Genomic DNA, 26,762 nt, shown 5'->3' with positions numbered 1-26,762 from the left:
CGAGCACTTGTGTTTTCGTCGCGGTGGCCCGTCGTCCCCGCGCGAGAGAGCCGCGATGAGAGGCGAACAGGGCCTCGACCGCCAGCCACGGGCGCGACGGACTAGGCGTGCGCGCGACAGAAGGCGCGTACCGCTGCCGTGAAGGCCTCCGGCGCCTCCAGGTTGCTCATATGGCCCACTGCGGGGATCGTCACGAGCTCGGCATGCGGGATGGCGTCTCGGAAGGCGTGGGCGACGTACAGCGGGGAGCGGGCGTCCAGCTCGCCCCACAACAGTAGGGTCGGCACCGTGATCCGGGGCAGCAGGTCCGTCTCGTCGGCCTCGGCCATCAGGGAGAGCTGCCTGGCCAGGGTCTCCGGCCGAACCTCCCGGCTCATGGCGTCCAGCATCGCCGCGAAGCGAGCCGGTGGACCGTCGGCGTAGAGCCCGGGCAGCGTCGGATCGAACTCATCCGCAGGCGCCGCGAGCATCCGCCGTGCCCCCTCGACGCGCGCCGCGACCTCCTCCGGCGGCAGCGAGCCCTTCCAGTCGGCGTACGTGTCCACCATCAGCAGCGACCGCACCAGGTCCGGCCGCCACCGGTACAGCTCCAGGACCACCGTCCCGCCCCAGGAGAGCCCCCCGACCTGCGCAGGCCCGAGCCCCACGTCCTCGATCACGGCGGGAAGGGCGCGCGCGTAGTCCTCCAGCCCGAACCCCGCCGGCAGCGCGCCGGACCGCCCGGACCCCGGCTCGTCCCAGGCAACGACCGTGAACTCGTCCGCCAACGCCTCGATTTGCGGCTGCCACATCCGCCCATCGACCGCGGCCCCATGAACAAGCACCACGACCGGCCCCTGCCCCACCCGCACATAAGCGACGTCGACCCCACCGACCCGCACCACACCCATACCCCCAGGCTAGGCCCCACCGCCCAGGTCCACGACCGATCGAACCCCTGGCCGGCCGACCCACTCGCATACCGGGATGCAGCGGCCGGCTCCCGGCACGGCTACGAGCTGGAGACCGATCCGGTCGACGGCCCGAGCGTCCTGCCCAACGGCATCGTCCACCCCGCCTGCCTCGCCGATTTGAGGCGCCCGCACATACAACAAGACCCCGTCCTCAGCGTTTCCACTGATGGCGGGGTCTTTAGGCACTTCCTGCGAAGTGCCCCCGGCAGGATTCGAACCTGCGCACACGGCTCCGGAGGCCGTTGCTCTATCCCCTGAGCTACGGGGGCGTCCGCCGCGTTCGGCGGCGACGGGTAGAACCCTACCAGCATCCGAGCGGTGCCTGTGAACAGGTATTTCCGTCGAGTCACCGACCCCCCGTTCCCCCTCACGGGTCGGAAGTGGGCAAAACCCGGACGCAGCCACTTCCGGCGACCTACTCTCGTCGTGTGTCAGGCATGTCCGGTCGGGTGCTCGTTGTCGATGACAACCGGGTGATCCGGCAGTTGATCAGGGTCAATCTCGAGCTTGAGGGCTTCGAGGTCGTGACCGCGGCCGATGGTGCCGAGTGTCTGGATGTCGTGCATCAGGTGCAGCCTGATGTCGTCACCCTCGACGTCGTGATGCCCCGGTTGGACGGGCTGCGTACCGCCGAGAGACTGCGGTCCGATCCGCGTACCAGTCATCTGCCGGTCGCCATCGTCAGTGCCTGCACGCAGTACGAGATGGACAGCGGTGTCGCCGTCGGCGTCGACGCCTTCCTCGCCAAGCCCTTCGAACCCGCCGAGCTTGTGCGCGTCGTACGCAAGCTCATGCACCGTGACGGGCGGGAGCCCGGACAGCGGCGTGGCGGACAGGAGGGGCCGTCGGGGGTCGATGGAAGACGCGGCGGGGATCGAGTTGTCGACGGAAGAAACGTCCAGCCCGAGTCCGTCGACGGACATCACCCCGACCGTCGCACCGACGCGCCCGACGACTGGACCGGTAACCGCGTCGACGAGCGAGCCGACAACCGGACCGACACGCGAGTCGTCGGCGAGCGGCAGGACACGGGGCGCCGCGGGCTCGGGTGCGCCGGTAGCAGTTGTCCGTAGTGGGCTCGGTCGCACGCCCCGACGGCGGATCGTCGATCCCCGTCGCCGCGCCGCGAAGCCAGTTCGTTGTCCCAGCTCCCCGTCGCCGCGCCGCCAACCCTCTCGGGTTCCAGGTCCCGGAGCCCGCAGTGCCAGTGACCGCATCGCGAAACCGGTTCGCGTTCCGCCCCCCCTTCTCCCATACGCTTGTCCCGTGACCCCCGCGGACCTCTCCCTCACCGTGCTGCACGCCGTGCGCCGTGCGGTCGACGACGGTGCGCTCCAGGTGGAGGTCCCCCCGCGCGTCGCCGTCGAGCGGCCCCGGCCCGGCGGCCGTGGTGACTACGCCAGCAACGTCGCTCTCACCCTCGCCCGCGCCGCCCGCCGCCCGCCCCTCGACGTCGCGGCCATTCTCCGTGAGCGGCTCCACCGCAGCCCCGGGATCGCGGCCGTCGAGATCACCGGGCCCGGCTTCCTCAACTTCCGTCTCGACGACACTGCCCAGCAGGACCTCGTGCGGGACGTGCTGCGGAGCGGGCTCAGCTACGGGCATATGGAGCCCAGCGGTCAGGTCGCCCAGCCCGTGTACCGCGCCGATGTCCGGGCCGCCGTCACCGCCGACGCCGTGCGGCGGATCCTCGTCTCCCAGGGGTACCTCGTCCGCACCGCCTGCGAGGACGCCGCCGACCCCGACTGGGCCGAGCTCGGCGTACGGATCGAGGCGCAGGGGGCCCGGGGGCACCTGCCCACCGACATCGCCCCCCTCCCGGTACGCCACACCCCCCGCGAGCTGCTCGACACCCTCGGGCCCGACGCCGCCCGCTGGGGGCTCCTCGCCTCCGCCGGCCACGACCGCGCCCCCGTCGGCCCCTCCCTCCTGCGGCAGCACGAGGACAACCCGCTCTTCCGCGTCCGGTACGCCCACTCACGTGCCCGCGCCCTGACCCGGAGCGCCGCACAGCTCGGGTTCCACAGCCAAGCGGTCGACACCGCCCCCGCCCCCGCCCCCGCCCTCACCCGCGCCCTCGGCGACCACCCCGCCGTTCTCGCGGCCGCCGCCCGCCATCGCGCCCCCGACCGGGTCGCCCGGCATCTCGAAGTCGTCGCCGACGCGCTGCTCGACTTCCAGCACACCGTCCTGCCCCTCGGCGACGAGAAACCCTCGGCCGCCCACCGTTCCCGGCTCGCGCTCGCCGAAGCCGCCGGGACGGTGCTCGCCGGTGGCCTCGCCCTGCTCGGCATCTCCGCGCCCGAACACATCTGAAAGAGCAGACATGAGCCGTTCCGCCCACCCCGCCGGGCCCCGCCACGCCGACGTGCTGCCCGAGGGGCACTACACCGCTCCGCCCGCCGACCTCAACGTCCTCGACCCCAAGGTCTGGGCGCGGACCGTGCGCCGTGACGAGCAGGGGCAGGCGACCGTCGGGGGGATCGGTGTCGCCCGGCTCGCCGAGGAGTTCGGCACCCCCGCCTACTTCCTCGACGAGGACGACTTCCGCGCCCGCTGCCGCGCCTGGGCCGACGCCTTCGGCCGTGACGCCGACGTCTTCTACGCCGGCAAGGCCTTCCTCTCCCGCGCCGTCGTGCGGTGGCTTGACGAGGAGGGGTTGAATCTTGATGTGTGTTCCGGGGGAGAGCTGTCCACCGCGCTCTCCGCCGGGATGCCCGCCGAGCGCATCGCCTTCCATGGGAACAACAAGTCCCACGAGGAAATCGAGCGCGCCGTCTCCGTCGGTGTCGGGCGCATCGTGCTCGACTCCTTCCAGGAGATCGTCCGCGTCGCCCACATCGCCCAGTCCCTCGGCAAGCGGCAGCGCGTCCAGATCCGGGTGACCGTCGGCGTCGAGGCGCACACCCACGAGTTCATCGCCACCGCCCACGAGGACCAGAAGTTCGGCATCGCCCTCGCCGGGGGGCAGGCCGCCGAGGCCGTGCGCCGGGCGCTCTCCCTCGACGGGCTCGAGCTCATCGGGATCCACTCGCACATCGGGTCCCAGATCTTCGACATGGCCGGCTTCGAGGTCTCCGCGCGGCGCGTCGTCCAGCTTCTCGCCGAGGTGCGGGACGAGCACGGGGTCGAGCTTCCCGAGATCGACCTGGGCGGCGGCCTGGGCATCGCGTACACGTCCGCCGACGATCCCCGCGAGCCGCACGACATCGCCAAGGCGCTGAAGGAGATCGTCACCCGCGAGTGCGAGGCCGCCCGGCTCGCCACTCCGCGCATCTCCGTCGAGCCCGGTCGCGCCATCGTCGGGCCCACCGCCTTCACGCTGTACGAGGTCGGCACCGTCAAGCCGCTCGAAGGGCTGCGGACGTACGTCTCCGTCGACGGCGGCATGTCGGACAACATCCGCACCGCCCTGTACGACGCCGAGTACAGCGTCTCCCTCGTCTCGCGGACCAGTGACGCCGAGCCCATGCTCGTCCGTGTCGTCGGCAAGCACTGCGAGAGCGGCGACATCGTCGTACGGGACGCCTTCCTGCCCGCCGACGTCGCGCCGGGTGACCTGCTCGCCGTGCCCGCCACCGGGGCCTACTGCCGGTCCATGGCCAGCAACTACAACCACGCGCTCCGCCCGCCCGTCGTCGCCGTCCGCGACGGCGAGGCACGTGTGATCGTCCGGCGTGAGACGGAGGAAGATCTCCTGCGTCTCGACGTCGGGTGATGCTGTTTTCCTTGGGGAATACCCCCAAACGCCCAAAAAGTGTCTCAGGATCCGGACGAGGGGCGGAAACCCTCGTCCGGTGAGTGAGACTGGTCCAACCGTAGAGATACGAAGTAGTACGAAGGAAACGAGGTCGGATGATGCGTACGCGTCCGCTGAAGGTGGCGCTGCTGGGCTGTGGAGTGGTCGGCTCAGAGGTGGCGCGCATCATGACGACGCACGCCGACGACCTCGCCGCGCGCATCGGCGCCCCGGTCGAGCTCGCCGGCGTCGCGGTCCGCCGCCCCGACAAGGTCCGGGCCGGCATCCCCGCCGAGCTGATCACCACCGACGCGACCGCCCTGGTCAAACGGGGCGACATCGACGTCGTCGTCGAGGTCATCGGCGGTGTCGAGCCCGCCCGCACGCTGATCACCACCGCCTTCGAGCACGGCGCCTCCGTCGTCTCGGCCAACAAGGCGCTCCTCGCCCAGGACGGCGCGAGCCTCTACGCCTCGGCCGAGGAGCACGGCGAGGACCTGTACTACGAGGCCGCCGTCGCCGGCGCCATCCCGCTGATCCGGCCGCTGCGCGAGTCCCTCGCCGGTGACAAGATCAACCGCGTCATGGGCATCGTCAACGGCACGACGAACTTCATCCTCGACAAGATGGACACGTCCGGTGCCGGGTACAGCGAGGCGCTCGACGAGGCCACCGCGCTCGGGTACGCGGAGGCCGACCCCACCGCCGACGTCGAGGGCTTCGACGCCGCCGCCAAGGCCGCCATCCTCGCCGGGATCGCCTTCCACACCCGCGTACGGCTCGACGACGTCTACCGCGAGGGCATGACCGAGGTCACCGCCGCCGACTTCGCCTCCGCCAAGCAGATGGGCTGCACCATCAAGCTGCTCGCGATCTGCGAGCGGGCCGCCGACGGCGAGTCCGTCACCGCGCGCGTGCACCCGGCGATGATCCCGCTGAGCCACCCGCTCGCCTCCGTCCGCGAGGCCTACAACGCGGTCTTCGTCGAGGCCGAGGCCGCCGGGCGGCTCATGTTCTACGGCCCCGGCGCCGGCGGCGCTCCGACCGCCTCGGCCGTCCTCGGCGACCTGGTCGCCGTGTGCCGCAACAAGCTCGACGGGGCCACCGGCCCCGGGGAGTCCGCGTACACCCAGCTGCCCGTGAGCCCCATGGGCGACGTGGTGACGCGGTACCACATCAGCCTCGACGTGGCCGACAAGCCGGGTGTCCTCGCCCAGGTCGCGACGGTCTTCGCCGAGCACGGCGTGTCGATCGACACCGTACGTCAGCAAGGACGACAGGACGGCAGCGGCGAGGCCTCCCTCGTCGTCGTCACCCACCGCGCCGCCGACGCCGCCCTCTCCGGGACGGTCGAGGCGCTGCGCAAGCTCGACACCGTGCGCGGTGTCGCCAGCATCATGCGTGTTGAAGGGGAGTAAGGACCCATGACCAGCAAGGGCACCCACCAGTGGCGCGGCATCATCGAGGAGTACCGGGACCGCCTTCCGGTCACGGACACGACGCCGGTCGTCACGCTCCGTGAGGGCGGTACGCCGCTCGTTCCCGCTCAGGTCCTCTCCGAGCGCACGGGCTGCGAGGTGCACCTCAAGGTCGAGGGCGCCAACCCCACCGGTTCCTTCAAGGACCGCGGCATGACCATGGCCATCTCGAAGGCCAAGGAGGAGGGCGCGCAGGCCGTCATCTGCGCCTCCACCGGCAACACCTCGGCGTCCGCGGCGGCTTACGCGGTCCGCGCCGGCATGGTGTCCGCCGTCCTCGTGCCGCAGGGCAAGATCGCGCTCGGCAAGATGGGCCAGGCCCTCGTGCACGGCGCGAAGATCCTCCAGGTCGACGGCAACTTCGACGACTGCCTCGACCTCGCCCGCGCGCTCTCCGACAACTACCCGGTCGCGCTGGTCAATTCCGTCAACCCGGTCCGTATCGAGGGCCAGAAGACGGCCGCCTTCGAGATCGTGGACATGCTGGGCGACGCCCCCGACATCCACGTCCTGCCCGTGGGTAACGCCGGTAACATCACGGCGTACTGGAAGGGGTACCGGGAGTACGCCGCCGACGGTCTGGCGACGCACACCCCGCGCATGTGGGGCTTCCAGGCCTCCGGCTCCGCGCCGCTCGTGCGCGGCGAGGTGGTCAAGGACCCGTCGACCATCGCCACCGCGATCCGTATCGGCAACCCCGCCTCGTGGGACTACGCGATCGCCGCGCGGGACGAGTCGGGCGGCTTCATCGACGAGGTGACGGACCGTGAGATCCTGCGCGCCTACCGGCTGTTGGCCTCGCAGGAGGGCGTCTTCGTCGAGCCCGCCTCCGCCGCGTCCGTCGCCGGTCTGCTGAAGGCCGCCGAGCAGGGCAAGGTCGACCCGGGGCAGCGGATCGTCTGCACCGTCACCGGCAACGGCCTGAAGGACCCCGACTGGGCCGTCGCCGGCGCGCCCCAGCCGGTCACCGTCCCGGTCGACGCCGCCGCGGCCGCCGAGCGCCTCGGCCTGGCCTGATCCGACCCCCTCGCCCGGGGGTTCCGTTCGGGGTGAAACCCGATCAGGAACGTACATAGGCGCACAGGAAGGCTTGCGACACGCATCGTGCGCCTCCTGTGCGCCCTATGTCGCCACAGAACCTTCCTTCGATAGGCTGTACCGAACCCGCCCCGTTGCATATGCGCGGTGTCGTTGCCGTTGTCGCCCCCCGAGGCAGAAGCGGCCCCCGGGTTTCCGTGTACTTCTCTTGAAATCCCGTAGTCGCAAGTCAAGGAGAGTCATCGAGCGATGGCCGGTCCCGCGTTCCGCGCCGCCGCCGTACGGGTGCGCGTTCCCGCCACCAGCGCCAACCTCGGCCCGGGCTTCGACGCCTTCGGCCTGTCGCTGGGGCTCTACGACGACGTCGTCGTCCGGGTCGCCGACTCCGGGCTGCACATCGACATCGCCGGTGAGGGCGCCGACACGCTCCCGCGCGACGAGAGCCACCTGCTCGTACGCTCCCTGCGTACCGCCTTCGACCTGCTCGGCGGGCAGCCGCGCGGCCTCGAGGTCGTCTGCGCCAACCGCATCCCGCACGGCCGGGGCCTCGGCTCCTCCTCCGCCGCCATCTGCGCCGGTATCGTCGCCGCCCGCGCCGTGACCATAGGCGGCGACAGCCGCCTCGACGAGGCGGCGCTGCTCGAACTCGCCACCGAGATCGAGGGGCACCCCGACAACGTCGCCGCCTGTCTGCTCGGCGGCTTCACGCTCGCCTGGACCGAGTCCGGTGCCGCGCGGGCGATCAGAATGGACCCCGCCGATTCCATCGTTCCGGTGGTTTTCGTGCCCGGAAAGCCCGTACTCACCGAGACCGCCCGCGGTCTGCTGCCGCGCACCGTCCCGCACGTCGACGCCGCGGCCAACGCCGGCCGCGCCGCGCTCCTCGTCGAGGCGCTCACCCGCCGCCCCGAGCTGCTGCTCTCGGCCACCGAGGACCGGCTGCACCAGGAGTACCGGGCCCCCGCGATGCCGGAGAGCATCGCCCTTGTGAACCGGCTGCGGGCGGACGGCGTCCCCGCGGTCATCTCCGGCGCGGGCCCCACGGTGCTCGCGCTGGCCGAACACGGGACGGCCGACAAGGTCGCCCGACTGGCGGGCGAGGGATGGGCCGCGAACCGGCTCGACCTCGATGTGTCCGGAGCGAGTGTCCTGCCGCTCGCGCCGTAGGGACACGTGATTGCCGGTGAGGGAGAGGGGGAATGTTTGTTGGAGCCGGTAGTGTTAACCTCAAGTCAGCACCCGGCGCCTTTGTGGCGCGGTGCTGAGTGTCCCCATCAGGGACCACCGATTCTTCCGGGAGCCTCCCCAACTGCCTGAGCAGCCTGCCTGAGCAGTTTCGAGCACGCTCCGGAACCGGCACGACACCCCTCGCTCTTCCCGTGTGAGGGCCGAGACAGGGGACCTCGGGCCGGACCCAAGCACGTTTTTTCTCTTCCGCCGTATCCCGGCGGGACCACCGCCCCGACACGGTCCACAAGCCAGGGCCGTTGTCGGACAGCACAACCGGTCGCCGAGCCAGATGGCCGACGTCCGCTCCAGGGAAGGACCCTTCGTGAGCGACACCACCGATCTGATGGGCGTGACTGCCGACAACACGGTCGACACTTCCGCGCCCGCCGCAGGTGCTGCCACCTCTGGCACCACCGCACGGCGCCGCCGCTCCGGCACCGGCCTTGAGGGCATGGTCCTGGCCGAGCTGCAGCAGGTCGCGTCCGGCCTCGGCATCAGGGGCACCGCGCGGATGCGCAAGAGCCAGCTGATCGAGGTCATCAAGGAGGCGCAGGCCGGTGGCGGCTCCTCCGCCCCCGCCAAGGCCGCCGCCGACACGGCCGAGACCAAGCCGAAGCGCCGCGCCACCTCCCGGGCCCGTACGGCCGACACGGCCGCCGCCGAGACCGCCGCGCCCAAGGCCGAGAAGGCCGAGCAGGCCGTCGCCCAGCAGCAGATCGACATCCCGGGCCAGCCCGCCTCCGACGACCAGCCGGCCGGCGAGCGCCGCCGCCGTCGGGCCACCGCGCCCGCCGGCAGCCCGGAGGGCGAGGCCAGGGCCGAGTCCGCGCAGGCCGTCAAGACCGAGACCAAGGCCGACACCCGGACGGACTCCCGAACCGAGTCCCGTACGGAGACGTCCGCCGAGGCCAAGGCCGAGACCGCCGTCGACACCGCCGAGGGCCGCGGCCGCCGCGACCGCGGCGAGCGTGGCGAGCGCCGTGACCGCGGCGACCGTCAGCGCGACCGCCGTGACCGCGGCAAGGGCGAGGACCAGCAGGGCGGTGGCCAGGGCGGCCAGCGCCAGCAGCGTCAGGGCGGCCAGCAGGGTCAGCAGAGCGGCCCGCAGGACGACTTCGACGACGAGGGCGGCCGCCGTGGCCGTCGCGGCCGCTACCGCGACCGTCGTGGCCGTCGTGGCCGTGACGAGTTCCAGGCCGGCGAGCCGCAGGTCTCCGACGACGACGTCCTGATCCCCGTCGCGGGCATCCTGGACATCCTCGACAACTACGCGTTCATCCGGACCTCCGGCTACCTGCCCGGCCCGAACGACGTGTACGTCTCCCTCGCCCAGGTCCGTAAGAACGGCCTGCGCAAGGGTGACCACGTCACCGGCGCCGTGCGTCAGCCGAAGGAGGGCGAGCGCCGCGAGAAGTTCAACGCGCTGGTGCGCCTGGACTCCTCGAACGGCATGGCCGCCGACTCCGGCCGCGGCCGCCCCGAGTTCAACAAGCTGACCCCGCTGTACCCGCAGGACCGGCTCCGTCTGGAGACCGACCCGGGTGTGCTGACCACGCGGATCATCGACCTCGTGTCGCCGATCGGCAAGGGCCAGCGAGGCCTGATCGTGGCCCCGCCGAAGACCGGCAAGACCATGATCATGCAGGCGATCGCCAACGCGATCACCCACAACAACCCCGAGTGCCACCTGATGGTCGTCCTGGTCGACGAGCGTCCGGAAGAGGTCACCGACATGCAGCGGTCGGTCAAGGGCGAGGTCATCTCCTCGACCTTCGACCGCCCGGCCGAGGACCACACCACGGTCGCCGAGCTGGCCATCGAGCGCGCCAAGCGTCTCGTGGAGCTTGGTCACGACGTGGTCGTCCTGCTCGACTCGATCACCCGCCTGGGCCGCGCGTACAACCTCGCCGCCCCGGCCTCCGGCCGCATCCTGTCCGGTGGTGTCGACTCGACCGCGCTCTACCCGCCGAAGCGCTTCTTCGGTGCCGCGCGCAACATCGAGGACGGCGGCTCGCTGACCATCCTGGCCACCGCGCTGGTCGACACCGGCTCGCGCATGGACGAGGTGATCTTCGAGGAGTTCAAGGGCACCGGCAACATGGAGCTCAAGCTCGACCGGAAGCTCGCCGACAAGCGCATCTTCCCGGCCGTCGACGTCGACGCCTCGGGTACGCGCAAGGAGGAGATCCTCCTCGGCAGCGACGAGCTGGCGATCACCTGGAAGCTGCGTCGCGTGCTGCACGCGCTCGACCAGCAGCAGGCGATCGAGCTGCTGCTCGACAAGCTCAAGCAGACGAAGTCGAACGCCGAGTTCCTGCTCCAGATCCAGAAGACGACCCCTGGAGCCGGCAACAACGACTGAGGCATGACCTCCGTCACACGGAGAGGAGCGGTCTCGCGGCCGTGACCTCCCCGTGACCTGCACGAACACCGCGCCCACCGTGCCTCGCACGGTGGGCGCGGTGCGTTGCGGCCCGTCGCTCTGCGAAACCTCACAGGTTCGGGTGCAACCCTTTCGGGTGCATCTCCGTCACAGAAGGTGAAACTAGGACCTGAGGTAGGAAATGACCGAGCAGAGTAAGAGTGGCCGAATACGGGGCAATGGCCGCCGCCGCAAGCAGCCCGCCAAGGGCCGCCGGGCGGTGACCGTCGCCGCGTGGACCGCGGCCGCGCTCGTCGTGGTCTGCGGCTCCGGACTCGGCTACGTCTACTTCAAGCTCGACGGCAACCTCCAGGGCGTCGACATCAACGCCCAGCTCGGCACCGACCGCCCCAAGAACGTCGACAACGGCTCGATGGACATCCTGGTCCTCGGCTCCGACTCCCGCTCCGGCGACAACGGCGCCTACGGCAAGGACGAGGGCGGCGCCCGCTCGGACACCGCGATGGTCGTCCACGTCTACGAGGGCCACAAGAAGGCCAGTGTCGTCTCCATCCCCCGCGACACCCTGATCGACCGCCCGGCGTGCGTCGACGAGCGGGGCACCCGCGTCCCCGGCGCCAAGCGGGCCATGTTCAACACCGCGTACGAGGTCGGCGGGCCGGCCTGCGCCGTGAAGACCGTCGAGTCGATGTCCGGCATCCGCATGGACCACTACATCGAGGTCGACTTCACCGGTTTCAAGAAGCTGATCGACAAGCTCGGCGGCGTGGAGATCACCACCACCGAGGCCATCAAGGACAGCAAGAGCCATCTGAACCTCGCCCCGGGCACGCACACCCTGAACGGCGAGCAGTCCCTGGGCCTCGTCCGTACCCGCAAGAGCGTCGGCGACGGCAGCGACCTCGGCCGCATCCAGCTCCAGCAGGCCTTCATGAAGGCCTTCATCGACCAGGTCAAGGACGTCGGCGTCCTCTCGAACCCGAAGAAGCTCCTCGACATCGCCGACACCGCCACCAAGGCCATCACCCCCGACTCCGAGCTCGACTCGGTCAACGAGCTGATGGGCTTCGCCCAGGGGCTCGCCGGGCTCGGCGCCGACGACGTCCACATGGTCACCATGCCGGTCGTGTACGACCCCGCCGACCCGAACCGGGTCATCCCCCTGGAAGCCAAGGCCCGGCAGGTCTGGCAGGCGCTCAAGGGCGACAAGCCGATCCCCGCCTCGGCGACCGAGGACTCCGCCACCGGCAAGGCCGAGGGCCTCGTCAGGTAGCCGGTCGGGCAGCCCGTCGGGCAGCCCGGAATAGTTTCACCAGGGACCCGGTTTTGGGAGATACGGCCGGTCCTGGCAGACTGGTACGTCGGCCCCGGTTCACGCAGGTGCAATCCGCACGGCGACCCGGCGCCCTCCCGAAACTAGGAGACACCTTGAAGCGCGAGATCCACCCCGAGTACGTCGAGACCCAGGTCAGCTGCACCTGTGGCGCGTCGTTCACCACCCGTAGCACCCTGACCGAGGGCACCATCCGTGCCGAGGTCTGCTCCGAGTGCCACCCGTTCTACACGGGCAAGCAGAAGATCCTCGACACCGGCGGCCGCGTCGCCCGCTTCGAGGCCCGCTTCGGCAAGGCTGCGGCCAAGAAGTAGCACGTCACTGCGCCGGTCCTTGGTCGCTCCCGCAACGGAGCACCGGACCGGCGCTTTGCCGTCCCCGCAGTCCGTTCGTACGAAAACCAGGAGCCCCCGATGTTCGAGGCGGTCGAGGAACTGATCGGTGAGCAAGCCGATCTCGAGAAGAAGCTCGCTGACCCTTCGGTCCACGCGGACCAGGCCAACGCGCGCAAGCTGAACAAGCGTTACGCCGAGCTGACCCCGATCGTCGCCGTCTACCGTTCGTGGAAGCAGAACGGTGACGACATCGAGACCGCCCGCGAGCTGATGCACGACGACCCCGACTTCGCGGCCGAGGTCAAGGAGCTGGAGAAGCAGCGCGAGGAGCTGACCGACAAGCTGCGGCTGCTGCTCGTCCCGCGCGACCCCAGCGACGACAAGGACGTCATCCTGGAGATCAAGGCCGGCGCGGGCGGCGACGAGTCCGCCCTGTTCGCCGGCGACCTGCTCCGCATGTACCTGCGCTACGCCGAGCGCGTCGGCTGGAAGACCGAGATCATCGACTCCACCGAGTCCGAGCTCGGCGGCTACAAGGACGTCCAGGTCGCGGTCAAGACCAAGGGCGGCAACGGCGCGACCGAGCCCGGTCAGGGCGTCTGGGCGCGGCTGAAGTACGAGGGCGGGGTGCACCGCGTGCAGCGCGTGCCCGCCACCGAGTCGGCCGGCCGGATCCACACCTCCGCCGCCGGTGTCCTCGTGACCCCCGAGGCCGAGGAGATCGACGTCGAGATCCACGCCAACGACCTGCGCATCGACGTGTACCGCTCCTCCGGTCCCGGCGGCCAGTCCGTCAACACCACCGACTCCGCGGTCCGCATCACGCACCTGCCGACCGGCATCGTCGCCTCCTGCCAGAACGAGAAGAGCCAGCTCCAGAACAAGGAGCAGGCCATGCGCATCCTGCGGTCCCGGCTGCTCGCCGCCGCCCAGGAGGAGGCCGAGTCCAAGGCCGCCGACGCCCGCCGCAGCCAGGTCCGCACCGTCGACCGGTCCGAGAAGATCCGGACGTACAACTTCCCGGAAAACCGGATCTCGGACCACCGCGTCGGCTTCAAGGCGTACAACTTGGACCAGGTCCTCGACGGCGACCTGGACGCCATGATCCAGGCCTGCGTCGACGCCGACTCGGCCGCCAAGCTCGCCGCGGCGTAAGTTCCCCGTAGCCCCACCCCGTACCACGGAGGACCAGCGTGAACCTGCTGCTTGCCGAGGTGGCCCAGGCCACCCAGCGGCTGGCCGACGCCGGCGTTCCCTCGCCGCGTTTCGACGCGGAGGAGCTCGCCGCGTTCGTGCACGGCGTCAAGCGGGGGGAGCTGCACAACGTCAAGGACGCGGACTTCGACGCCCGCTACTGGGAGGCGATCGCCCGCCGCGAGGCGCGCGAGCCGCTCCAGCACATCACCGGGCGGGCGTTCTTCCGCTATCTGGAGCTCCAGGTCGGGCCGGGCGTCTTCGTGCCCAGGCCCGAGACGGAGTCCGTGGTCGGCTGGGCCATAGACGCGGTACGCGCCATGGACGTCGTCGAGCCGCTGATCGTCGACCTGTGCACCGGCTCGGGCGCCATCGCGCTCGCCATGGCGCAGGAGGTCCCGCGCTCGCGGGTGCACGCCGTGGAGCTCTCCGACGACGCGCTGGTGTGGACCCGTAAGAACGCGGAGGGCTCGCGGGTCACCGTCCACCAGGGCGACGCGCTGACCGCGCTCCCGGAGCTCGACGGCCAGGTCGACCTGGTCATCTCCAACCCGCCGTACATCCCGCTCACCGAGTGGGAGTACGTCGCGCCCGAGGCCCGCGACCACGACCCGGAGATGGCCCTCTTCTCCGGCGAGGACGGCCTCGACACCATCCGCGGCATCGAGCGCACGGCACACCGGCTGCTGCGCCCCGGCGGCCTGGTCGTGATCGAGCACGCGGACACCCAGGGCGGCCAGGTGCCGTGGATCTTCAACGAGGAGGCCGGCTGGTCCGACGCCGCCGACCACCCGGACCTGAACAAGCGCCCGCGCTTCGCGACCGCCCGCAAGGCGATGCCGTGATCCGCGCCGCTGCTGCCCTGACCCACCCTGTGTACGAGGAGGCCCGCTGATGGCTCGGCGATACGACTGCAACGAGGCGACCGACCGTGTGACCGGTCTGCGCGAGGCCGCGTCCGCCGTGCGCCGCGGCGAGCTGGTCGTGCTGCCCACCGACACCGTCTACGGCATCGGTGCGGACGCCTTCAGCTCCGAGGCGGTCGCGGACCTGCTCGACGCCAAGGGCCGGGGCCGCAACATGCCCACGCCCGTCCTCATCGGCTCCCCGAACACCCTGCACGGGCTCGTCACGGACTTCTCCGAGCAGGCCTGGGAGCTCGTCGACGCGTTCTGGCCGGGCGCGCTCACGCTGGTCGCCAAGCACCAGCCCTCGCTCCAGTGGGACCTCGGCGACACCCGGGGGACGGTGGCGATCCGGATGCCGCTGCACCCGGTCGCGATCGAGCTGCTGACCGAGGTCGGCCCGATGGCGGTCTCCTCCGCCAACCTCACCGGCCACCCCTCGCCGGAGGACTGCGACGCGGCCCAGGGCATGCTCGGCGACTCCGTCTCCGTGTACCTCGACGGCGGCCCGACCCCCGGCATCGTGCCGTCCTCGATCGTGGACGTCACCGGCAAGGTGCCGGTCCTGCTGCGCCAGGGCGCGCTCTCCGCCGAGGAGCTCCGGAAGGTCGTACCCGACCTCGAGGTGGCCAATTGACCGCCCCTGAGGGGCGTGGCATAGCGGGGCACGAGAGCAGTACCTTCCGCATCCTCCACGTCAGCACCGGCAACGTCTGCCGCTCGCCCATCACCGAGCGGCTGACCCGCCATGCCCTGAGCGACCGCCTGGGCGACCCCCGGGGCGGCGGCCTGATCGTGGAGAGCGCGGGCACTTGGGGGCACGAGGGCGCCCCGATGGAGGCCAACGCGGAGCTGGTCCTCGCGGACTTCGGCGCGGACTACAGCGGCTTCGTCGGCCGCGAGCTCCTCGACGAGCACGTCATCCGCGCGGACCTGGTCCTGACGGCGACCCGCGACCACCGGGCCCAGGTCATCTCGATGGGCCACTCGGCGGGCCTGCGGACCTTCACCCTGAAGGAGTTCACCCGGCTCGTGAGGGCCATAGACCCCGCGACGCTGCCGGACCCGCTGGGCGAGGGCATGGTCGAACGCGCGCGTGCCCTGGTCCGCGCCGCGGCGGCTCTACGCGGGTGGCTCCTGGCCCCGAACGCGGAGGCCGACGAGGTCAACGACCCGTACGGCGCCCCGATCACGTTCTTCCGCTCCATCGGCGAGGAGATCAACACCGCGCTCGACCCCGTGGTGACGGCGCTGACGGGGGTCTCGGCCCGGCGCTGAGGGGCTCGTCGCGCTGTACCGCCAGTCGGCTCAGGGTGTCGGTGAACATCAGGCAAACCGCTTCCCGCGCGCCTACATTGGAGCTGAAGGCCTGCCCCTCGCGCCGGGAGCCACCATGCCGGTCACCGCTCCACCCGAATCGGAACTCGACGTCCTGCGCCGGCAGGACCCGCAGATCGCCGACGTGCTGCTCGGCGAGGCGCGCCGGCAGAGCGACAGCCTGCAGCTGATCGCCGCCGAGAACTTCACCTCGCCCGCCGTCCTGGCCGCCCTCGGCTCCCCGCTCGCCAACAAGTACGCCGAGGGCTACCCCGGCGCCCGCCACCACGGCGGCTGCGAGTTTGCCGACGCCGCCGAGCGGATCGCCGTGGAGCGGGCCACCGCGCTCTTCGGAGCCGAGCACGCGAACGTCCAGGCCCACTCGGGCTCCTCGGCCGTCCTGGCCGCCTACGCGGCGCTCCTGAGGCCCGGGGACACCGTCCTGGCCATGGGTCTCGCCCACGGCGGCCACCTCACCCACGGGTCGCCCGCCAACTTCTCCGGCCGCTGGTTCGACTTCGTGCCGTACGGCGTCGACGCCGAGACCGGGCTCGTCGACTACGAGCAGGTCGCCGCACTCGCCCGGCACCACCGCCCCAAGGCGATCGTCTGCGGCTCGATCTCCTACCCCCGCCACCTCGACTACGCGATCTTCCGATCCATCGCCGACGAGGCCGGCGCCTATCTGATCGCCGACGCCGCGCACCCCATCGGCCTCGTCGCCGGGGGAGCGGCCCCGAACCCCGTCCCGTACGCCGATGTCGTCTGCGCCACCACGCACAAGGTGTTGCGGGGGCCGCGCGGCGGACTGATCCTGTGCGGCGCCGAGCTCGCGGACCGCGTCGACCGGGCCGTCTTCCCGTTCACCCAGGGCGGCGCCCAGATGCACACGATCGCCGCCAAGGCCGTCGCCTTCGGCGAGGCGGCGACGCCGGCCTTCGCCTCGTACACCCATCGGGTGGTCGCGCACGCCCGGATCCTCGCCGAGGCGCTCGACGCGGAGGGCTTCGCGATCACCACGGGCGGCACCGACACCCACCTGATCACGGCCGACCCGGCTCCGCTCGGTGTCGACGGCCGCACCGCGCGGACCCGGCTCGCCGCCGCCGGGATGGTCCTGGACACCTGCGCCCTGCCGTACGGGGACGGGCGCGGCATCCGGCTCGGCACCGCCGCCGTCACCACCCAGGGGATGGGTCCCGCGGAGATGGCGCGGATCGCCGCGCTGTTCACGATCGCGCTGCGGGACGACCCGGAGGAGACCGCCCGGGTACGGGTGGAAGTGCGTGATCTGGCCGGTCGATTTCCCCCGTACGGCCCCTGAAGAATCCGGACCGCAACCATCCGGGGCGCCCGTATGTCCTCAAGCACATGGACAGCACGGCTAGGGTGTGGGGCTGAGATGGCCAGCGATTCCTGTGGGGCAGCCCGTGCGTGATTACCTGCTGACGCTCTGTGTCACGGCCGCGGTGACCTATCTGCTGACCGGTCCGGTGCGGAAGTTCGCCATCGCGACCGGGGCGATGCCGGAGATCCGTGCCCGCGACGTACACCGAGAACCGACTCCGCGGCTCGGTGGCATCGCCATGTTCTTCGGCCTGTGCACGGGCCTGCTGGTCGCGGACCATCTGCAGAACCTCAACAGCGTCTTCGAGCTCTCCAACGAGCCCCGCGCGCTGCTCTCCGGTGCCGCGCTGATCTGGCTGATCGGTGTGCTGGACGACAAGTTCGAGCTGGACGCGCTGATCAAGCTGGGCGCGCAGATGATCTCGGCCGGTGTGATGGTGATCCAGGGTCTGACGATCCTGTGGCTGCCGATCCCCGGTGTGGGGGTGGTGGCGCTCACCAAGGGCCAGGGCACGCTGCTGACGGTGGCGCTCGTCGTCCTCACGATCAACGCGGTCAACTTCGTCGACGGCCTGGACGGCCTGGCCGCCGGCATGGTCTGCATCGCGGCCGCCGCCTTCTTCCTGTACGCCTACCGGCTCTGGTACGGCTACGGCATCGAGGCCGCGTCCCCCGCGACGCTGTTCGCCGCCATCCTCATGGGCATGTGCCTGGGGTTCCTGCCCCACAACATGCATCCGGCCAGGATCTTCATGGGCGACTCGGGATCGATGCTGATCGGTCTGATCCTGGCCGCCTCGGCGATCTCGATCACCGGCCAGGTCGACGCGGACGTGCTGCGGATCTTCGAGGGCTCGACCCGTGAGGCCACCCACGCCGCCCTGCCGGTCTTCATCCCGCTGCTGCTGCCACTGACGATCATCGCGATCCCGATGGCCGACCTGGTCCTGGCGATCGTGCGCCGTACCTGGAACGGCCAGTCGCCGTTCGCGGCGGACCGCGGGCACCTGCACCACCGGCTCCTGGAGATCGGGCACTCGCACAGCCGGGCCGTCCTGATCATGTACTTCTGGTCGGCGCTGATCGCGTTCGGGACGCTGGCGTACTCGGTGCACTCGACGTCCATGTGGATCGTGCTCGTGGTGGTGGTGCTCAGCGCGATCGGCCTGGTGCTGCTCCTGCTGCCGCGCTTCACGCCGCGGGCACCGCGGTGGGCGCAGTCCTTCGTGCCGCCGCGCTACCGGCGCCGTAAGCGTCCGGTCGTGGAACTTCCGGTGACGGAATCGGTGGCTCCGGCCGCCGAGTCCGAGGAGGAGCCGACGGAAGAGCGCGTTCCGGTGCCGGCCGGAGTCAACGGAGCCACCGCCATCGGCCATCGTTCGCGCTTCACCGACCGGCGGAAGGCCGGAACGCCGAGTTGACGAACCGCGCATCGGCGGGCATTACCAGACAAGTCGACCCCGCGTCGCGCACACACGCGCACGGTCACACTCATGTGTGACAGTCAGCACACTTCACGGGTAAAGAACTACTCAAATAGTTTGTGATACCGTTCACGAGACCCGGCGACAGAGCCGAAGGACCGTAGTGCGACGGTTCGTTGGCCCCGAGACACACCTCGGACCGGGCTTACGCTCGTCCCTGACGACACCATCGCCCCCCAGCAACAAGCGGAGACACCGCCATGCCGTCCAACGACGCACGCATCCTTCTGTCCGCCGCCATTCCCGCTGCGGCCACCGGCGCCATCGCCGCGGTCATCAGCGGCGTGGTCGCCGGCGGCAAGGGAGCGCTCGGCGCCGTCATCGGCTGCGCCCTCGTCCTCGCTTTCATGGGGATCGGGCTCGTGGTGCTCCAGCGGACGGCGAAGTCGTACCCGCACCTGTTCCAGGCCATGGGGCTGTTGCTCTACACGACCCAGATCCTGTTCCTCTTCCTCTTGATCGTGCTGTTCAAGAAGACGACGTTCTTCGATTTCAAGACGTTCGCCTTCACCCTGCTCGCGGTGACCATCGTCTGGATCGCCGCGCAGGCGCGCGCGTACGCGAAGGCCAAGATCATGTACATCGACGACCCCAAGAAGCCGGGGTCTTCGACGTGAGGGGTAGGGCCGGGATAAAGGCGCGTTCGGCTTCCTGCTATCGTCCGGTGCCAACTGCGGCACTGCGGGCGCGGGCATCCGAGCTGACGCCTGTCCCAGCGCGAGGCTCGACGCCGAACCGCCGCCCCCTTATCCGTAAGACCAGTCCAGTGCCGACCCGCGGCTGCGTGCCGCGCCGACACAACGAGGTTGCCGTACCTATGCGCCACGCTGAAGGAGCCCGCGGTGAGTGCTGACCAGACGCTTGCCTTCGACCCGGATTGCCACATCTTCAGTGGATGCGGCTTCCCGGCGCCGGGCCTGCACACGTTCATGTACGAGCCCATCGCCACGGTGGGCGGCATCGAGATCACCAAGCCGATGCTGCTCGCCGTCCTCGGCTCCATCGTGGTCGTCGGGTTCTTCTGGGCCGCCTTCAACAAGCCCAAGCTGATCCCCGGCAAGATGCAGATGGTCGGCGAGGCCGGTTACGACTTCGTCCGCCGCGGCATCGTCTACGAGATCATCGGCAAGAAGGACGGCGAGAAGTACGTCCCCTTCATGGTGTCGCTGTTCTTCTTCGTCTGGATCATGAACCTCTGGTCGATCATTCCGCTCGCCCAGTTCCCGGTCACGTCGCTGATCGCCTTCCCGGCCGGTCTCGCGCTGATCGTCTACGTCATGTGGATCTCGCTGACCTTCAAGAAGCACGGCTTCGTCGGCGGCTGGAAGAACATCGTCGGTTACGACAAGTCCCTCGGCGCGATCCTCCCGATGGTCGTCGTCCTCGAGTTCTTCTCGAACCTCATCATCCGGCCCTTCACGCACGCGGTCCGACTGTTCGCGAACATGTTCGCCGGTCACCTGCTGATCGTGATGTTCTCGCTGGCCACCTGGTACCTGATGAACGGAATCGGCTTCGTCTACGCCGGCGCCTCGTTCGTCATGGTCCTCGTGATGACGGCCTTCGAGCTCTTCATCCAGGCCGTCCAGGCGTACGTCTTCGTCCTCCTGGCCTGCAGCTACATCCAGGGCGCGCTCGCCGAGCACCACTGAGCCACCCCCGCCCAGGGATCCAGCTAGACCCCCAAACCATCAGTCGTCCGGTGGCCAACCCCCATCGGGTCATTGAACAGAGAAGGAAGTAACGGCATGTCCGCTGCTCTCGACATGATCAACCTTGCCGCCGAAGGTGGCAGCGCCAAGACCAACGTCGTCGGCAACGTCGCCTCGATCGGCTACGGCCTCGCCGCGATCGGCCCCGGCGTCGGCGTCGGCATCATCTTCGGTAACGGTACGCAGGCCCTCGCCCGCCAGCCCGAGGCCGCCGGTCTGATCCGCACCAACCAGATCATGGGCTTCGCCTTCTGTGAGGCGCTCGCCCTCATCGGCATCGTCATGGGCTTCGTCTACCAGTAAGCCGGACCGACAGCCCACACCTTTTTACGGAAGGCACTGATGTGAACGCTCTGCTTCTTGCGGCGGAGGAGCCCCAGCCTCCTCTTCTCCCGCATCTTGACGAGCTCGTCATCGGCCTGATCGCCTTCGTCATCGTCTTCGGCTTCCTCGCCAAGAAGCTCCTCCCGAACATCAACAAGGTTCTGGACGAGCGTCGGGCGGCCATCGAGGGTGGCATCGAGAAGGCCGACGCGGCCCAGGTCGAGGCCCAGAGTGTGCTGGAGCAGTACAAGGCCCAGCTCGCCGAGGCCCGCCACGAGGCCGCGCGTCTTCGCCAGGAGGCGACGGAGCAGGGCACCGCGATCATCCAGGAGATGAAGGCGGAAGGCCAGCGCCAGCGCGAGGAGATCATCGCGGCCGGTCACACGCAGATCGAGGCCGACCGCAAGGCCGCGGCGACCTCGCTGCGCCAGGACGTGGGCAAGCTCGCCACCGACCTGGCCGGCAAGCTGGTCGGCGAGTCCCTCGAGGACCACGCCCGCCAGAGCCGCACGATCGACCGCTTCCTCGACGAGCTCGAGGAGAAGGCCGAGGCCGTCCGATGAACGGAGCGAGCCGTGAAGCACTGGCCGCCGCACGTGAGTCGCTCGACGCGCTGACCGACAACACCTCGGTCGACGCGGCGAAGCTCGCGGGCGAGCTGGCCTCCGTCACCGCGCTGCTCGACCGCGAGGTCTCGCTGCGTCGGGTCCTGACCGACCCGGCGCAGGCGGGCGAGGCCAAGGCCGAGCTCGCGCAGCGTCTGCTCGGCGGACAGGTCGGCGGCGAGACCGTCGACCTGATCTCGGGCATGGTGCGGTCCCGCTGGTCCCAGTTGCGTGACCTGGTCGACTCGGTCGAGGAACTGGCGAACATCGCCGACCTCACCGCGGCGCAGCAGGCCGGCGCGCTGGACGACGTCGAGGACGAGCTGTTCCGGTTCGGCCGGATCGTCTCCTCCAGCACCGGGCTGCGCTCGGCGCTGACGGACAAGGCCGCCACGACGTCCGCCAAGAGCGAGCTGCTGCGCGGCCTGCTCGGCGGCAAGGCCAACGCGGTCACCGAGCGACTGATCGTCCGTCTCGTCACCCAGCCCCGGGGACGTAGCCTGGAATCGGGACTCGAGTCCCTGTCCAAGCTCGCCGCGGCGCGCCGGGACCGGATGGTCGCGGTCGTCACCTCGGCGGTGCCGCTGTCCGACCAGCAGAAGCAGCGCCTCGGTGGCGTACTGGCCAAGCTGTACGGCCGCCAGATGCACCTGAACCTGGACGTGGACCCCTCGGTCCTCGGCGGGATCTCGGTGCAGGTCGGCGACGAGGTCATCAACGGGACCATCGCGGAGCGCCTCGACGAGGCGACCCGGCGACTGGCCGGCTGACGACAGCGCCCACCACACACAAGCATGATCAGCGGCCCGGTTGGGCCGTGCACATTGCAGAAGATTCCTGGGGGTCGGCCCCCAGACCCCCAAGAAAACTTCGGGCCCAACAAGGAGAGCAGGGAACCCAGATGGCGGAGCTCACGATCCGGCCGGAGGAGATCCGGGACGCGCTGGAGAACTTCGTCCAGTCGTACCAGCCGGACGCGGCCTCGCGCGAGGAGGTCGGAACGGTCAGCCTGGCCGGCGACGGCATCGCCAAGGTGGAGGGTCTTCCCTCGGCCATGGCGAACGAGCTGCTGAAGTTCGAGGACGGCACCCTCGGTCTCGCCCTCAACCTCGAGGAGCGCGAGATCGGTGCGATCGTCCTCGGCGAGTTCAGCGGCATCGAGGAGGGCCAGCCGGTGCAGCGCACCGGTGAGGTTCTCTCGGTCGGTGTCGGCGAGGGCTACCTCGGCCGCGTTGTCGACCCGCTCGGCAACCCGATCGACGGCCTCGGCGAGATCGCGACGGAGGGCCGCCGCGCCCTCGAGCTGCAGGCGCCCGGCGTCATGCAGCGCAAGTCGGTCCACGAGCCGATGGAGACCGGCTACAAGGCCGTCGACGCCATGACCCCGGTCGGCCGCGGCCAGCGTCAGCTGATCATCGGCGACCGTCAGACCGGCAAGACCGCGCTGTGCGTCGACACGATCATCAACCAGCGTGACAACTGGCGCTCGGGCGACGTGAACAAGCAGGTCCGCTGCATCTACGTCGCCGTCGGCCAGAAGGGCTCCACCATCGCGTCCGTGCGCGGCGCGCTGGAGGAGGCCGGTGCGCTCGAGTACACGACGATCGTCGCCGCCCCGGCGTCCGACCCGGCCGGCTTCAAGTACCTGGCGCCGTACACCGGCTCCGCCATCGGTCAGCACTGGATGTACCAGGGCAAGCACGTCCTGATCGTCTTCGACGACCTGTCGAAGCAGGCCGACGCCTACCGCGCCGTGTCCCTGCTGCTGCGCCGCCCGCCGGGCCGTGAGGCCTACCCGGGTGACGTCTTCTACCTGCACTCCCGCCTCCTTGAGCGCTGCGCGAAGCTCTCGGACGAGATGGGCGCGGGCTCGATGACCGGTCTGCCGATCGTCGAGACGAAGGCCAACGACGTCTCGGCGTTCATCCCGACCAACGTCATCTCCATCACCGACGGCCAGTGCTTCCTGGAGTCCGACCTGTTCAACGCCGGCCAGCGTCCGGCCCTGAACGTCGGTATCTCGGTCTCCCGTGTCGGTGGCTCCGCCCAGCACAAGGCGATGAAGCAGATCTCCGGTCGCCTCCGTGTCGACCTGGCCCAGTTCCGTGAGCTGGAGGCGTTCGCCGCCTTCGGTTCCGACCTGGACGCCGCGTCGAAGGCGCAGCTGGAGCGTGGCCAGCGCATGGTCGAGCTGCTCAAGCAGGCTCAGTACCAGCCGATGCCCACGGAGAACCAGGTCGTCTCGGTCTGGGCCGGCACCACCGGCAAGATGGACGACGTCCCGGTGGCCGACATCCGTCGCTTCGAGGCCGAGATGCTGGCGTACCTCCGCCAGAGCCACTCGGGTCTCATGACCTCCATCCGTGAGGGCGGCAAGATGTCGGACGACACCCTGCAGTCCGTCGCCGACGCCATCGCGGAGTTCAAGAAGCAGTTCGAGACCTCTGACGGGAAGCTGCTGGGCGACGACGCTTCCGCTGCCGTCAACGTCTCGAAGTGACGACGGAAGGGACCTGACTCATGGGAGCGCAGCTCCGGGTCTACAAGCGTCGCATCAAATCCGTCACCGCGACGAAGAAGATCACCAAGGCGATGGAGATGATCGCCGCCTCGCGCGTCGTCAAGGCGCAGCGCAAGGTGCAGGCGTCGACCCCGTACGCGACCGAGCTGACCCGCGCGGTCACCGCGGTCGCCACGGGTGCGAACGACAAGCACTCGCTGACCACCGAGGTGGAGAACCCGACCCGCGCCGCGGTCCTGCTCCTGTCGAGCGACCGTGGTCTGGCCGGCGCCTTCAACTCCAACGCCATCAAGGCGGCGGAAGCGCTCACGAGGAAGCTGGAGAGCGAGGGACGCGAGGTCGACATCTATGTCGTCGGCCGTCGTGGCATCGCGCACTACAACTTCCGTGAGCGCAAGCTGGCCGACTCGTGGACCGGCTTCACGGACCAGCCGGAGTACGCGGACGCCAAGAAGATCGCGGCTCCGCTGATCGAGGCGATCGAGAAGGACACGGCCGACGGTGGTGTGGACGAGCTCCACATCGTCTACACCGAGTTCGTCTCGATGATGACGCAGACGGCGGTCGAGGCCCGGCTGCTGCCCCTCAGCCTCGACGAGGTGGCGAAGGAGGCGGGCGAGCAGGAGACGCTCCGTCCGCTGTACGACTTCGAGCCGTCGGCGGAGGACGTCCTCGACGCCCTGCTGCCGCGCTACGTCGAGAGCCGTATCTACAACGCGCTGCTCCAGTCGGCTGCCTCCAAGCACGCCGCCACGCGCCGTGCGATGAAGTCGGCGACCGACAACGCGGGAGACTTGATCAACAACCTCTCCCGACTTGCCAACGCGGCCCGCCAGGCCGAAATCACCCAGGAAATCAGCGAGATCGTCGGTGGCACCGCAGCCCTGGCCGACGCGACCGCGGGGAGTGACAAGTAATGACGACCACTGTTGAGACGGCCGCCGCCACGGGCCGCGTCGCCCGGGTCATCGGCCCGGTCGTCGACGTGGAGTTCCCCGTCGACGCGATGCCGGAGATCTACAACGCGCTGAACGTCGAGGTTCCGGACCCGGCCGAGGAGGGCGCGACCAAGACGCTGACCCTCGAGGTCGCCCAGCACCTCGGTGACGGCCTCGTCCGCACCATCTCCATGCAGCCCACCGACGGTCTGGTCCGCCAGGCCCCGGTGGTCGACACCGGCGACGGCATCACGGTGCCGGTCGGCGATGTCACCAAGGGCCGCGTGTTCAACACGCTCGGTCAGGTGCTGAACGCCGAGGCCTCCACGGTGGCCGACGCCCCGCGCTGGGCGATCCACCGCAAGGCCCCCGCGTTCGACCAGCTCGAGTCGAAGACCGAGATGTTCGAGACCGGCCTGAAGGTCGTCGACCTTCTCACCCCGTACGTCAAGGGTGGAAAGATCGGTCTGTTCGGTGGCGCCGGTGTCGGCAAGACCGTTCTGATCCAGGAAATGATCGTCCGTGTGGCCAAGCTGCACGACGGTGTGTCGGTCTTCGCGGGCGTCGGCGAGCGCACCCGTGAGGGCAACGACCTCATGGTGGAGATGGAGGAGGCCGGCGTTCTGGACAAGACCGCGCTGGTCTTCGGCCAGATGGACGAGCCGCCGGGCACGCGTCTGCGCGTGGCCCTGGCCGGTCTGACCATGGCGGAGTACTTCCGCGATGTGCAGAAGCAGGACGTGCTGTTCTTCATCGACAACATCTTCCGCTTCACCCAGGCCGGTTCCGAGGTCTCCACGCTGCTCGGCCGTATGCCCTCCGCGGTGGGTTACCAGCCGAACCTGGCCGACGAGATGGGTCTCCTCCAGGAGCGCATCACGTCGACCCGTGGTCACTCGATCACCTCGATGCAGGCGATCTACGTCCCCGCGGACGACCTGACCGACCCGGCCCCGGCCACCACCTTCGCCCACCTCGACGCGACGACGGTTCTCTCCCGTCCGATCTCCGAGAAGGGCATCTACCCGGCCGTGGACCCGCTGGACTCCACGTCCCGGATCCTGGACCCGCGCTACATCGCGCAGGACCACTACGACGCCGCCACGCGCGTCAAGGGAATCCTGCAGAAGTACAAGGACCTCCAGGACATCATCGCGATCCTCGGTATCGACGAGCTGAGCGAGGAGGACAAGCTCGTTGTCCACCGCGCCCGCCGTGTCGAGCGCTTCCTGTCCCAGAACACCCACGCGGCGAAGCAGTTCACCGGTGTGGACGGTTCGGACGTTCCGCTCGACGAGTCGATCGCCGCGTTCAACGCGATCTGCGACGGTGAGTACGACCACTTCCCGGAGCAGGCCTTCTTCATGTGTGGTGGTCTCGAGGACCTCAAGAAGAACGCCAAGGAGCTCGGCGTCTCCTGAGCCCCGTGCTCATGAGAGGGGCGGGGCAGCCCCGCGCGGGCCGGTCCCGCCCCTCTCTCCACGCCTACTAGAATTGACCCCAACACCCGGCAGTACCGCCGGGTGGTGACCCGAGGAGCCACCCTTGGCTGCTGAGCTGCACGTCGAGCTGGTCGCCGCGGACCGGAGTGTCTGGTCCGGCGAGGCCACCCTGGTCATCGCGCGTACCACCTCCGGCGACATCGGCGTCATGCCCGGCCACCAGCCGCTGCTCGGTGTGCTGGAGTCGGGCCCGGTGACCATCCGTACCAGTGAGGGCGCGACCGTCGTCGCCGCCGTCCACGGTGGATTCATCTCGTTCGCCGACGACAAGCTGTCTCTGCTCGCGGAGATCGCCGAGCTGGCGGACGAGATCGACGCCCAGCGCGCCGAGCGTGCGCTGGAGCGCGCGAAGGCGGATTCGGACGCCGGCGCCGAGCGCCGCGCCGACGTCCGGTTGCGCGCGGTAGCGGTTCGCTAGCGGACC

General features: G+C 69.8%; 24 protein-coding genes, 1 tRNA gene and 1 pseudogene. 24 read left to right on the top strand and 2 right to left on the bottom strand.

Going from position 1 to position 26,762, the window contains the following annotated elements; all coding sequences use genetic code 11:
- Positions 1-101 precede the first annotated feature (101 nt).
- Positions 102-890, bottom strand: coding sequence for an alpha/beta fold hydrolase (locus ACF09C_RS17590; RefSeq protein WP_392092315.1), 789 nt, complete (start codon positions 888-890; stop codon positions 102-104).
- Positions 891-1,150: 260 nt separating this feature from the next.
- A tRNA-Arg gene (locus ACF09C_RS17585) sits at positions 1,151-1,222 on the bottom strand.
- A 168-nt stretch (positions 1,223-1,390) separates the two neighbouring features.
- Between ACF09C_RS17585 and ACF09C_RS17580 the strand changes: the two are divergent.
- The 24 genes and pseudogenes from ACF09C_RS17580 to ACF09C_RS17465 form a co-directional block, all read left to right on the top strand.
- Positions 1,391-1,825, top strand: a pseudogene (locus tag ACF09C_RS17580) (response regulator); the annotation flags it as partial.
- Positions 1,826-2,219: 394 nt separating this feature from the next.
- Complete coding sequence (gene nrtL, locus ACF09C_RS17575; protein WP_392092314.1) at positions 2,220-3,269, top strand: ArgS-related anticodon-binding protein NrtL; 1,050 nt, start codon at positions 2,220-2,222, stop codon at positions 3,267-3,269.
- Positions 3,270-3,279: 10 nt separating this feature from the next.
- Positions 3,280-4,671, top strand: coding sequence for a diaminopimelate decarboxylase (gene lysA, locus ACF09C_RS17570; RefSeq protein WP_392092313.1), 1,392 nt, complete (start codon positions 3,280-3,282; stop codon positions 4,669-4,671).
- A gap of 140 nt (positions 4,672-4,811) precedes the next feature.
- Complete coding sequence (locus ACF09C_RS17565) at positions 4,812-6,110, top strand: homoserine dehydrogenase (protein ID WP_362004041.1); 1,299 nt, start codon at positions 4,812-4,814, stop codon at positions 6,108-6,110.
- Between the two features lie 6 nt (positions 6,111-6,116).
- Positions 6,117-7,187 (top strand): threonine synthase, encoded by a 1,071-nt coding sequence (gene thrC, locus ACF09C_RS17560; protein ID WP_361672536.1) that lies wholly within the window; start codon positions 6,117-6,119, stop codon positions 7,185-7,187.
- A gap of 270 nt (positions 7,188-7,457) precedes the next feature.
- A complete protein-coding gene (gene thrB, locus ACF09C_RS17555; protein ID WP_362419392.1) occupies positions 7,458-8,375 on the top strand; it encodes a homoserine kinase in 918 nt (305 codons plus the stop codon).
- 385 nt (positions 8,376-8,760) lie between these two features.
- Positions 8,761-10,800 (top strand): transcription termination factor Rho, encoded by a 2,040-nt coding sequence (rho, locus tag ACF09C_RS17550; protein WP_392092312.1) that lies wholly within the window; start codon positions 8,761-8,763, stop codon positions 10,798-10,800.
- A 202-nt stretch (positions 10,801-11,002) separates the two neighbouring features.
- Positions 11,003-12,094 carry an LCP family protein gene (locus ACF09C_RS17545; protein ID WP_392092311.1) on the top strand — a complete coding sequence of 364 codons (1,092 nt, stop codon included), beginning with the start codon at positions 11,003-11,005 and terminating at the stop codon, positions 12,092-12,094.
- A 155-nt stretch (positions 12,095-12,249) separates the two neighbouring features.
- A complete protein-coding gene (gene rpmE, locus ACF09C_RS17540) occupies positions 12,250-12,468 on the top strand; it encodes a 50S ribosomal protein L31 (RefSeq protein WP_046909139.1) in 219 nt (72 codons plus the stop codon).
- Positions 12,469-12,567: 99 nt separating this feature from the next.
- Positions 12,568-13,644, top strand: a complete 1,077-nt coding sequence (prfA, locus tag ACF09C_RS17535) for a peptide chain release factor 1 (RefSeq protein WP_392092310.1) — start codon at positions 12,568-12,570, stop codon at positions 13,642-13,644.
- 38 nt (positions 13,645-13,682) lie between these two features.
- Positions 13,683-14,528 carry a peptide chain release factor N(5)-glutamine methyltransferase gene (gene prmC, locus ACF09C_RS17530; protein ID WP_392092309.1) on the top strand — a complete coding sequence of 282 codons (846 nt, stop codon included), beginning with the start codon at positions 13,683-13,685 and terminating at the stop codon, positions 14,526-14,528.
- A gap of 49 nt (positions 14,529-14,577) precedes the next feature.
- Positions 14,578-15,225, top strand: coding sequence for an L-threonylcarbamoyladenylate synthase (locus ACF09C_RS17525; protein WP_362419406.1), 648 nt, complete (start codon positions 14,578-14,580; stop codon positions 15,223-15,225).
- Positions 15,222-15,866 carry a protein-tyrosine-phosphatase gene (locus tag ACF09C_RS17520; protein WP_392092308.1) on the top strand — a complete coding sequence of 215 codons (645 nt, stop codon included), beginning with the start codon at positions 15,222-15,224 and terminating at the stop codon, positions 15,864-15,866. The genes ACF09C_RS17525 and ACF09C_RS17520 overlap by 4 nt, the downstream gene beginning before the upstream one ends.
- Positions 15,867-15,981: 115 nt before the next feature.
- Positions 15,982-17,229: a serine hydroxymethyltransferase gene (glyA, locus tag ACF09C_RS17515; RefSeq protein ID WP_392092307.1), complete on the top strand. Its 1,248-nt coding sequence runs from the start codon at positions 15,982-15,984 to the stop codon at positions 17,227-17,229.
- A 106-nt stretch (positions 17,230-17,335) separates the two neighbouring features.
- Positions 17,336-18,673, top strand: a complete 1,338-nt coding sequence (locus ACF09C_RS17510; RefSeq protein WP_392092306.1) for an MraY family glycosyltransferase — start codon at positions 17,336-17,338, stop codon at positions 18,671-18,673.
- 263 nt (positions 18,674-18,936) lie between these two features.
- Entirely contained in the window at positions 18,937-19,353 is a 417-nt protein-coding gene (locus ACF09C_RS17505; protein WP_362419418.1) for a hypothetical protein, read from the top strand.
- A 225-nt stretch (positions 19,354-19,578) separates the two neighbouring features.
- Entirely contained in the window at positions 19,579-20,388 is an 810-nt protein-coding gene (gene atpB, locus ACF09C_RS17500; protein ID WP_362419421.1) for a F0F1 ATP synthase subunit A, read from the top strand.
- Between the two features lie 96 nt (positions 20,389-20,484).
- A complete protein-coding gene (gene atpE, locus ACF09C_RS17495) occupies positions 20,485-20,751 on the top strand; it encodes an ATP synthase F0 subunit C (RefSeq protein ID WP_024761915.1) in 267 nt (88 codons plus the stop codon).
- Positions 20,752-20,792: 41 nt separating this feature from the next.
- Complete coding sequence (locus tag ACF09C_RS17490; protein WP_362419425.1) at positions 20,793-21,335, top strand: F0F1 ATP synthase subunit B; 543 nt, start codon at positions 20,793-20,795, stop codon at positions 21,333-21,335.
- Entirely contained in the window at positions 21,332-22,147 is an 816-nt protein-coding gene (locus ACF09C_RS17485; RefSeq protein ID WP_392092305.1) for a F0F1 ATP synthase subunit delta, read from the top strand. The genes ACF09C_RS17490 and ACF09C_RS17485 overlap by 4 nt, the downstream gene beginning before the upstream one ends.
- A 131-nt stretch (positions 22,148-22,278) precedes the next feature.
- The gene (atpA, locus tag ACF09C_RS17480) at positions 22,279-23,877 is read left to right on the top strand and encodes a F0F1 ATP synthase subunit alpha (RefSeq protein ID WP_362419431.1); all 1,599 of its coding nucleotides are present in this window, start codon (positions 22,279-22,281) and stop codon (positions 23,875-23,877) included.
- Between the two features lie 20 nt (positions 23,878-23,897).
- Complete coding sequence (locus ACF09C_RS17475) at positions 23,898-24,815, top strand: F0F1 ATP synthase subunit gamma (RefSeq protein WP_362419434.1); 918 nt, start codon at positions 23,898-23,900, stop codon at positions 24,813-24,815.
- On the top strand, positions 24,815-26,257 hold the full coding sequence (atpD, locus tag ACF09C_RS17470; RefSeq protein ID WP_362358263.1) for a F0F1 ATP synthase subunit beta: 1,443 nt from the start codon (positions 24,815-24,817) through the stop codon (positions 26,255-26,257). Before ACF09C_RS17475 ends, atpD begins: the two co-directional genes overlap by 1 nt.
- Before the next feature lie 124 nt (positions 26,258-26,381).
- The gene (locus ACF09C_RS17465; protein ID WP_362419437.1) at positions 26,382-26,756 is read left to right on the top strand and encodes a F0F1 ATP synthase subunit epsilon; all 375 of its coding nucleotides are present in this window, start codon (positions 26,382-26,384) and stop codon (positions 26,754-26,756) included.
- Positions 26,757-26,762: the final 6 nt, after the last annotated feature.

It is taken from the genome of Streptomyces sp. NPDC014870, from assembly GCF_043081505.1.
GTDB lineage: Bacteria > Actinomycetota > Actinomycetes > Streptomycetales > Streptomycetaceae > Streptomyces.
This window is presented reverse-complemented; position numbering and strand designations above follow the sequence as displayed.

Excerpts from the sequence above, each read along its gene's own strand:
- ACF09C_RS17505 (WP_362419418.1), top strand. The coding sequence starts at position 18,937 with ATGCCGTCCAACGACGCACGCATCCTTCTGTCCGCCGCCATTCCCGCT.
- ACF09C_RS17525 (WP_362419406.1), top strand. The coding sequence starts at position 14,578 with ATGGCTCGGCGATACGACTGCAACGAGGCGACCGACCGTGTGACCGGT.
- ACF09C_RS17485 (WP_392092305.1), top strand. The coding sequence starts at position 21,332 with ATGAACGGAGCGAGCCGTGAAGCACTGGCCGCCGCACGTGAGTCGCTC.
- glyA (WP_392092307.1), top strand. The coding sequence starts at position 15,982 with ATGCCGGTCACCGCTCCACCCGAATCGGAACTCGACGTCCTGCGCCGG.
- atpE (WP_024761915.1), top strand. The coding sequence starts at position 20,485 with ATGTCCGCTGCTCTCGACATGATCAACCTTGCCGCCGAAGGTGGCAGC.
- thrC (WP_361672536.1), top strand. The coding sequence starts at position 6,117 with ATGACCAGCAAGGGCACCCACCAGTGGCGCGGCATCATCGAGGAGTAC.
- ACF09C_RS17565 (WP_362004041.1), top strand. The coding sequence starts at position 4,812 with ATGCGTACGCGTCCGCTGAAGGTGGCGCTGCTGGGCTGTGGAGTGGTC.
- ACF09C_RS17590 (WP_392092315.1), bottom strand. The coding sequence starts at position 890 with ATGGGTGTGGTGCGGGTCGGTGGGGTCGACGTCGCTTATGTGCGGGTG.
- thrB (WP_362419392.1), top strand. The coding sequence starts at position 7,458 with ATGGCCGGTCCCGCGTTCCGCGCCGCCGCCGTACGGGTGCGCGTTCCC.
- lysA (WP_392092313.1), top strand. The coding sequence starts at position 3,280 with ATGAGCCGTTCCGCCCACCCCGCCGGGCCCCGCCACGCCGACGTGCTG.
- ACF09C_RS17475 (WP_362419434.1), top strand. The coding sequence starts at position 23,898 with ATGGGAGCGCAGCTCCGGGTCTACAAGCGTCGCATCAAATCCGTCACC.
- prfA (WP_392092310.1), top strand. The coding sequence starts at position 12,568 with ATGTTCGAGGCGGTCGAGGAACTGATCGGTGAGCAAGCCGATCTCGAG.
- atpD (WP_362358263.1), top strand. The coding sequence starts at position 24,815 with ATGACGACCACTGTTGAGACGGCCGCCGCCACGGGCCGCGTCGCCCGG.
- atpA (WP_362419431.1), top strand. The coding sequence starts at position 22,279 with ATGGCGGAGCTCACGATCCGGCCGGAGGAGATCCGGGACGCGCTGGAG.
- ACF09C_RS17545 (WP_392092311.1), top strand. The coding sequence starts at position 11,003 with ATGACCGAGCAGAGTAAGAGTGGCCGAATACGGGGCAATGGCCGCCGC.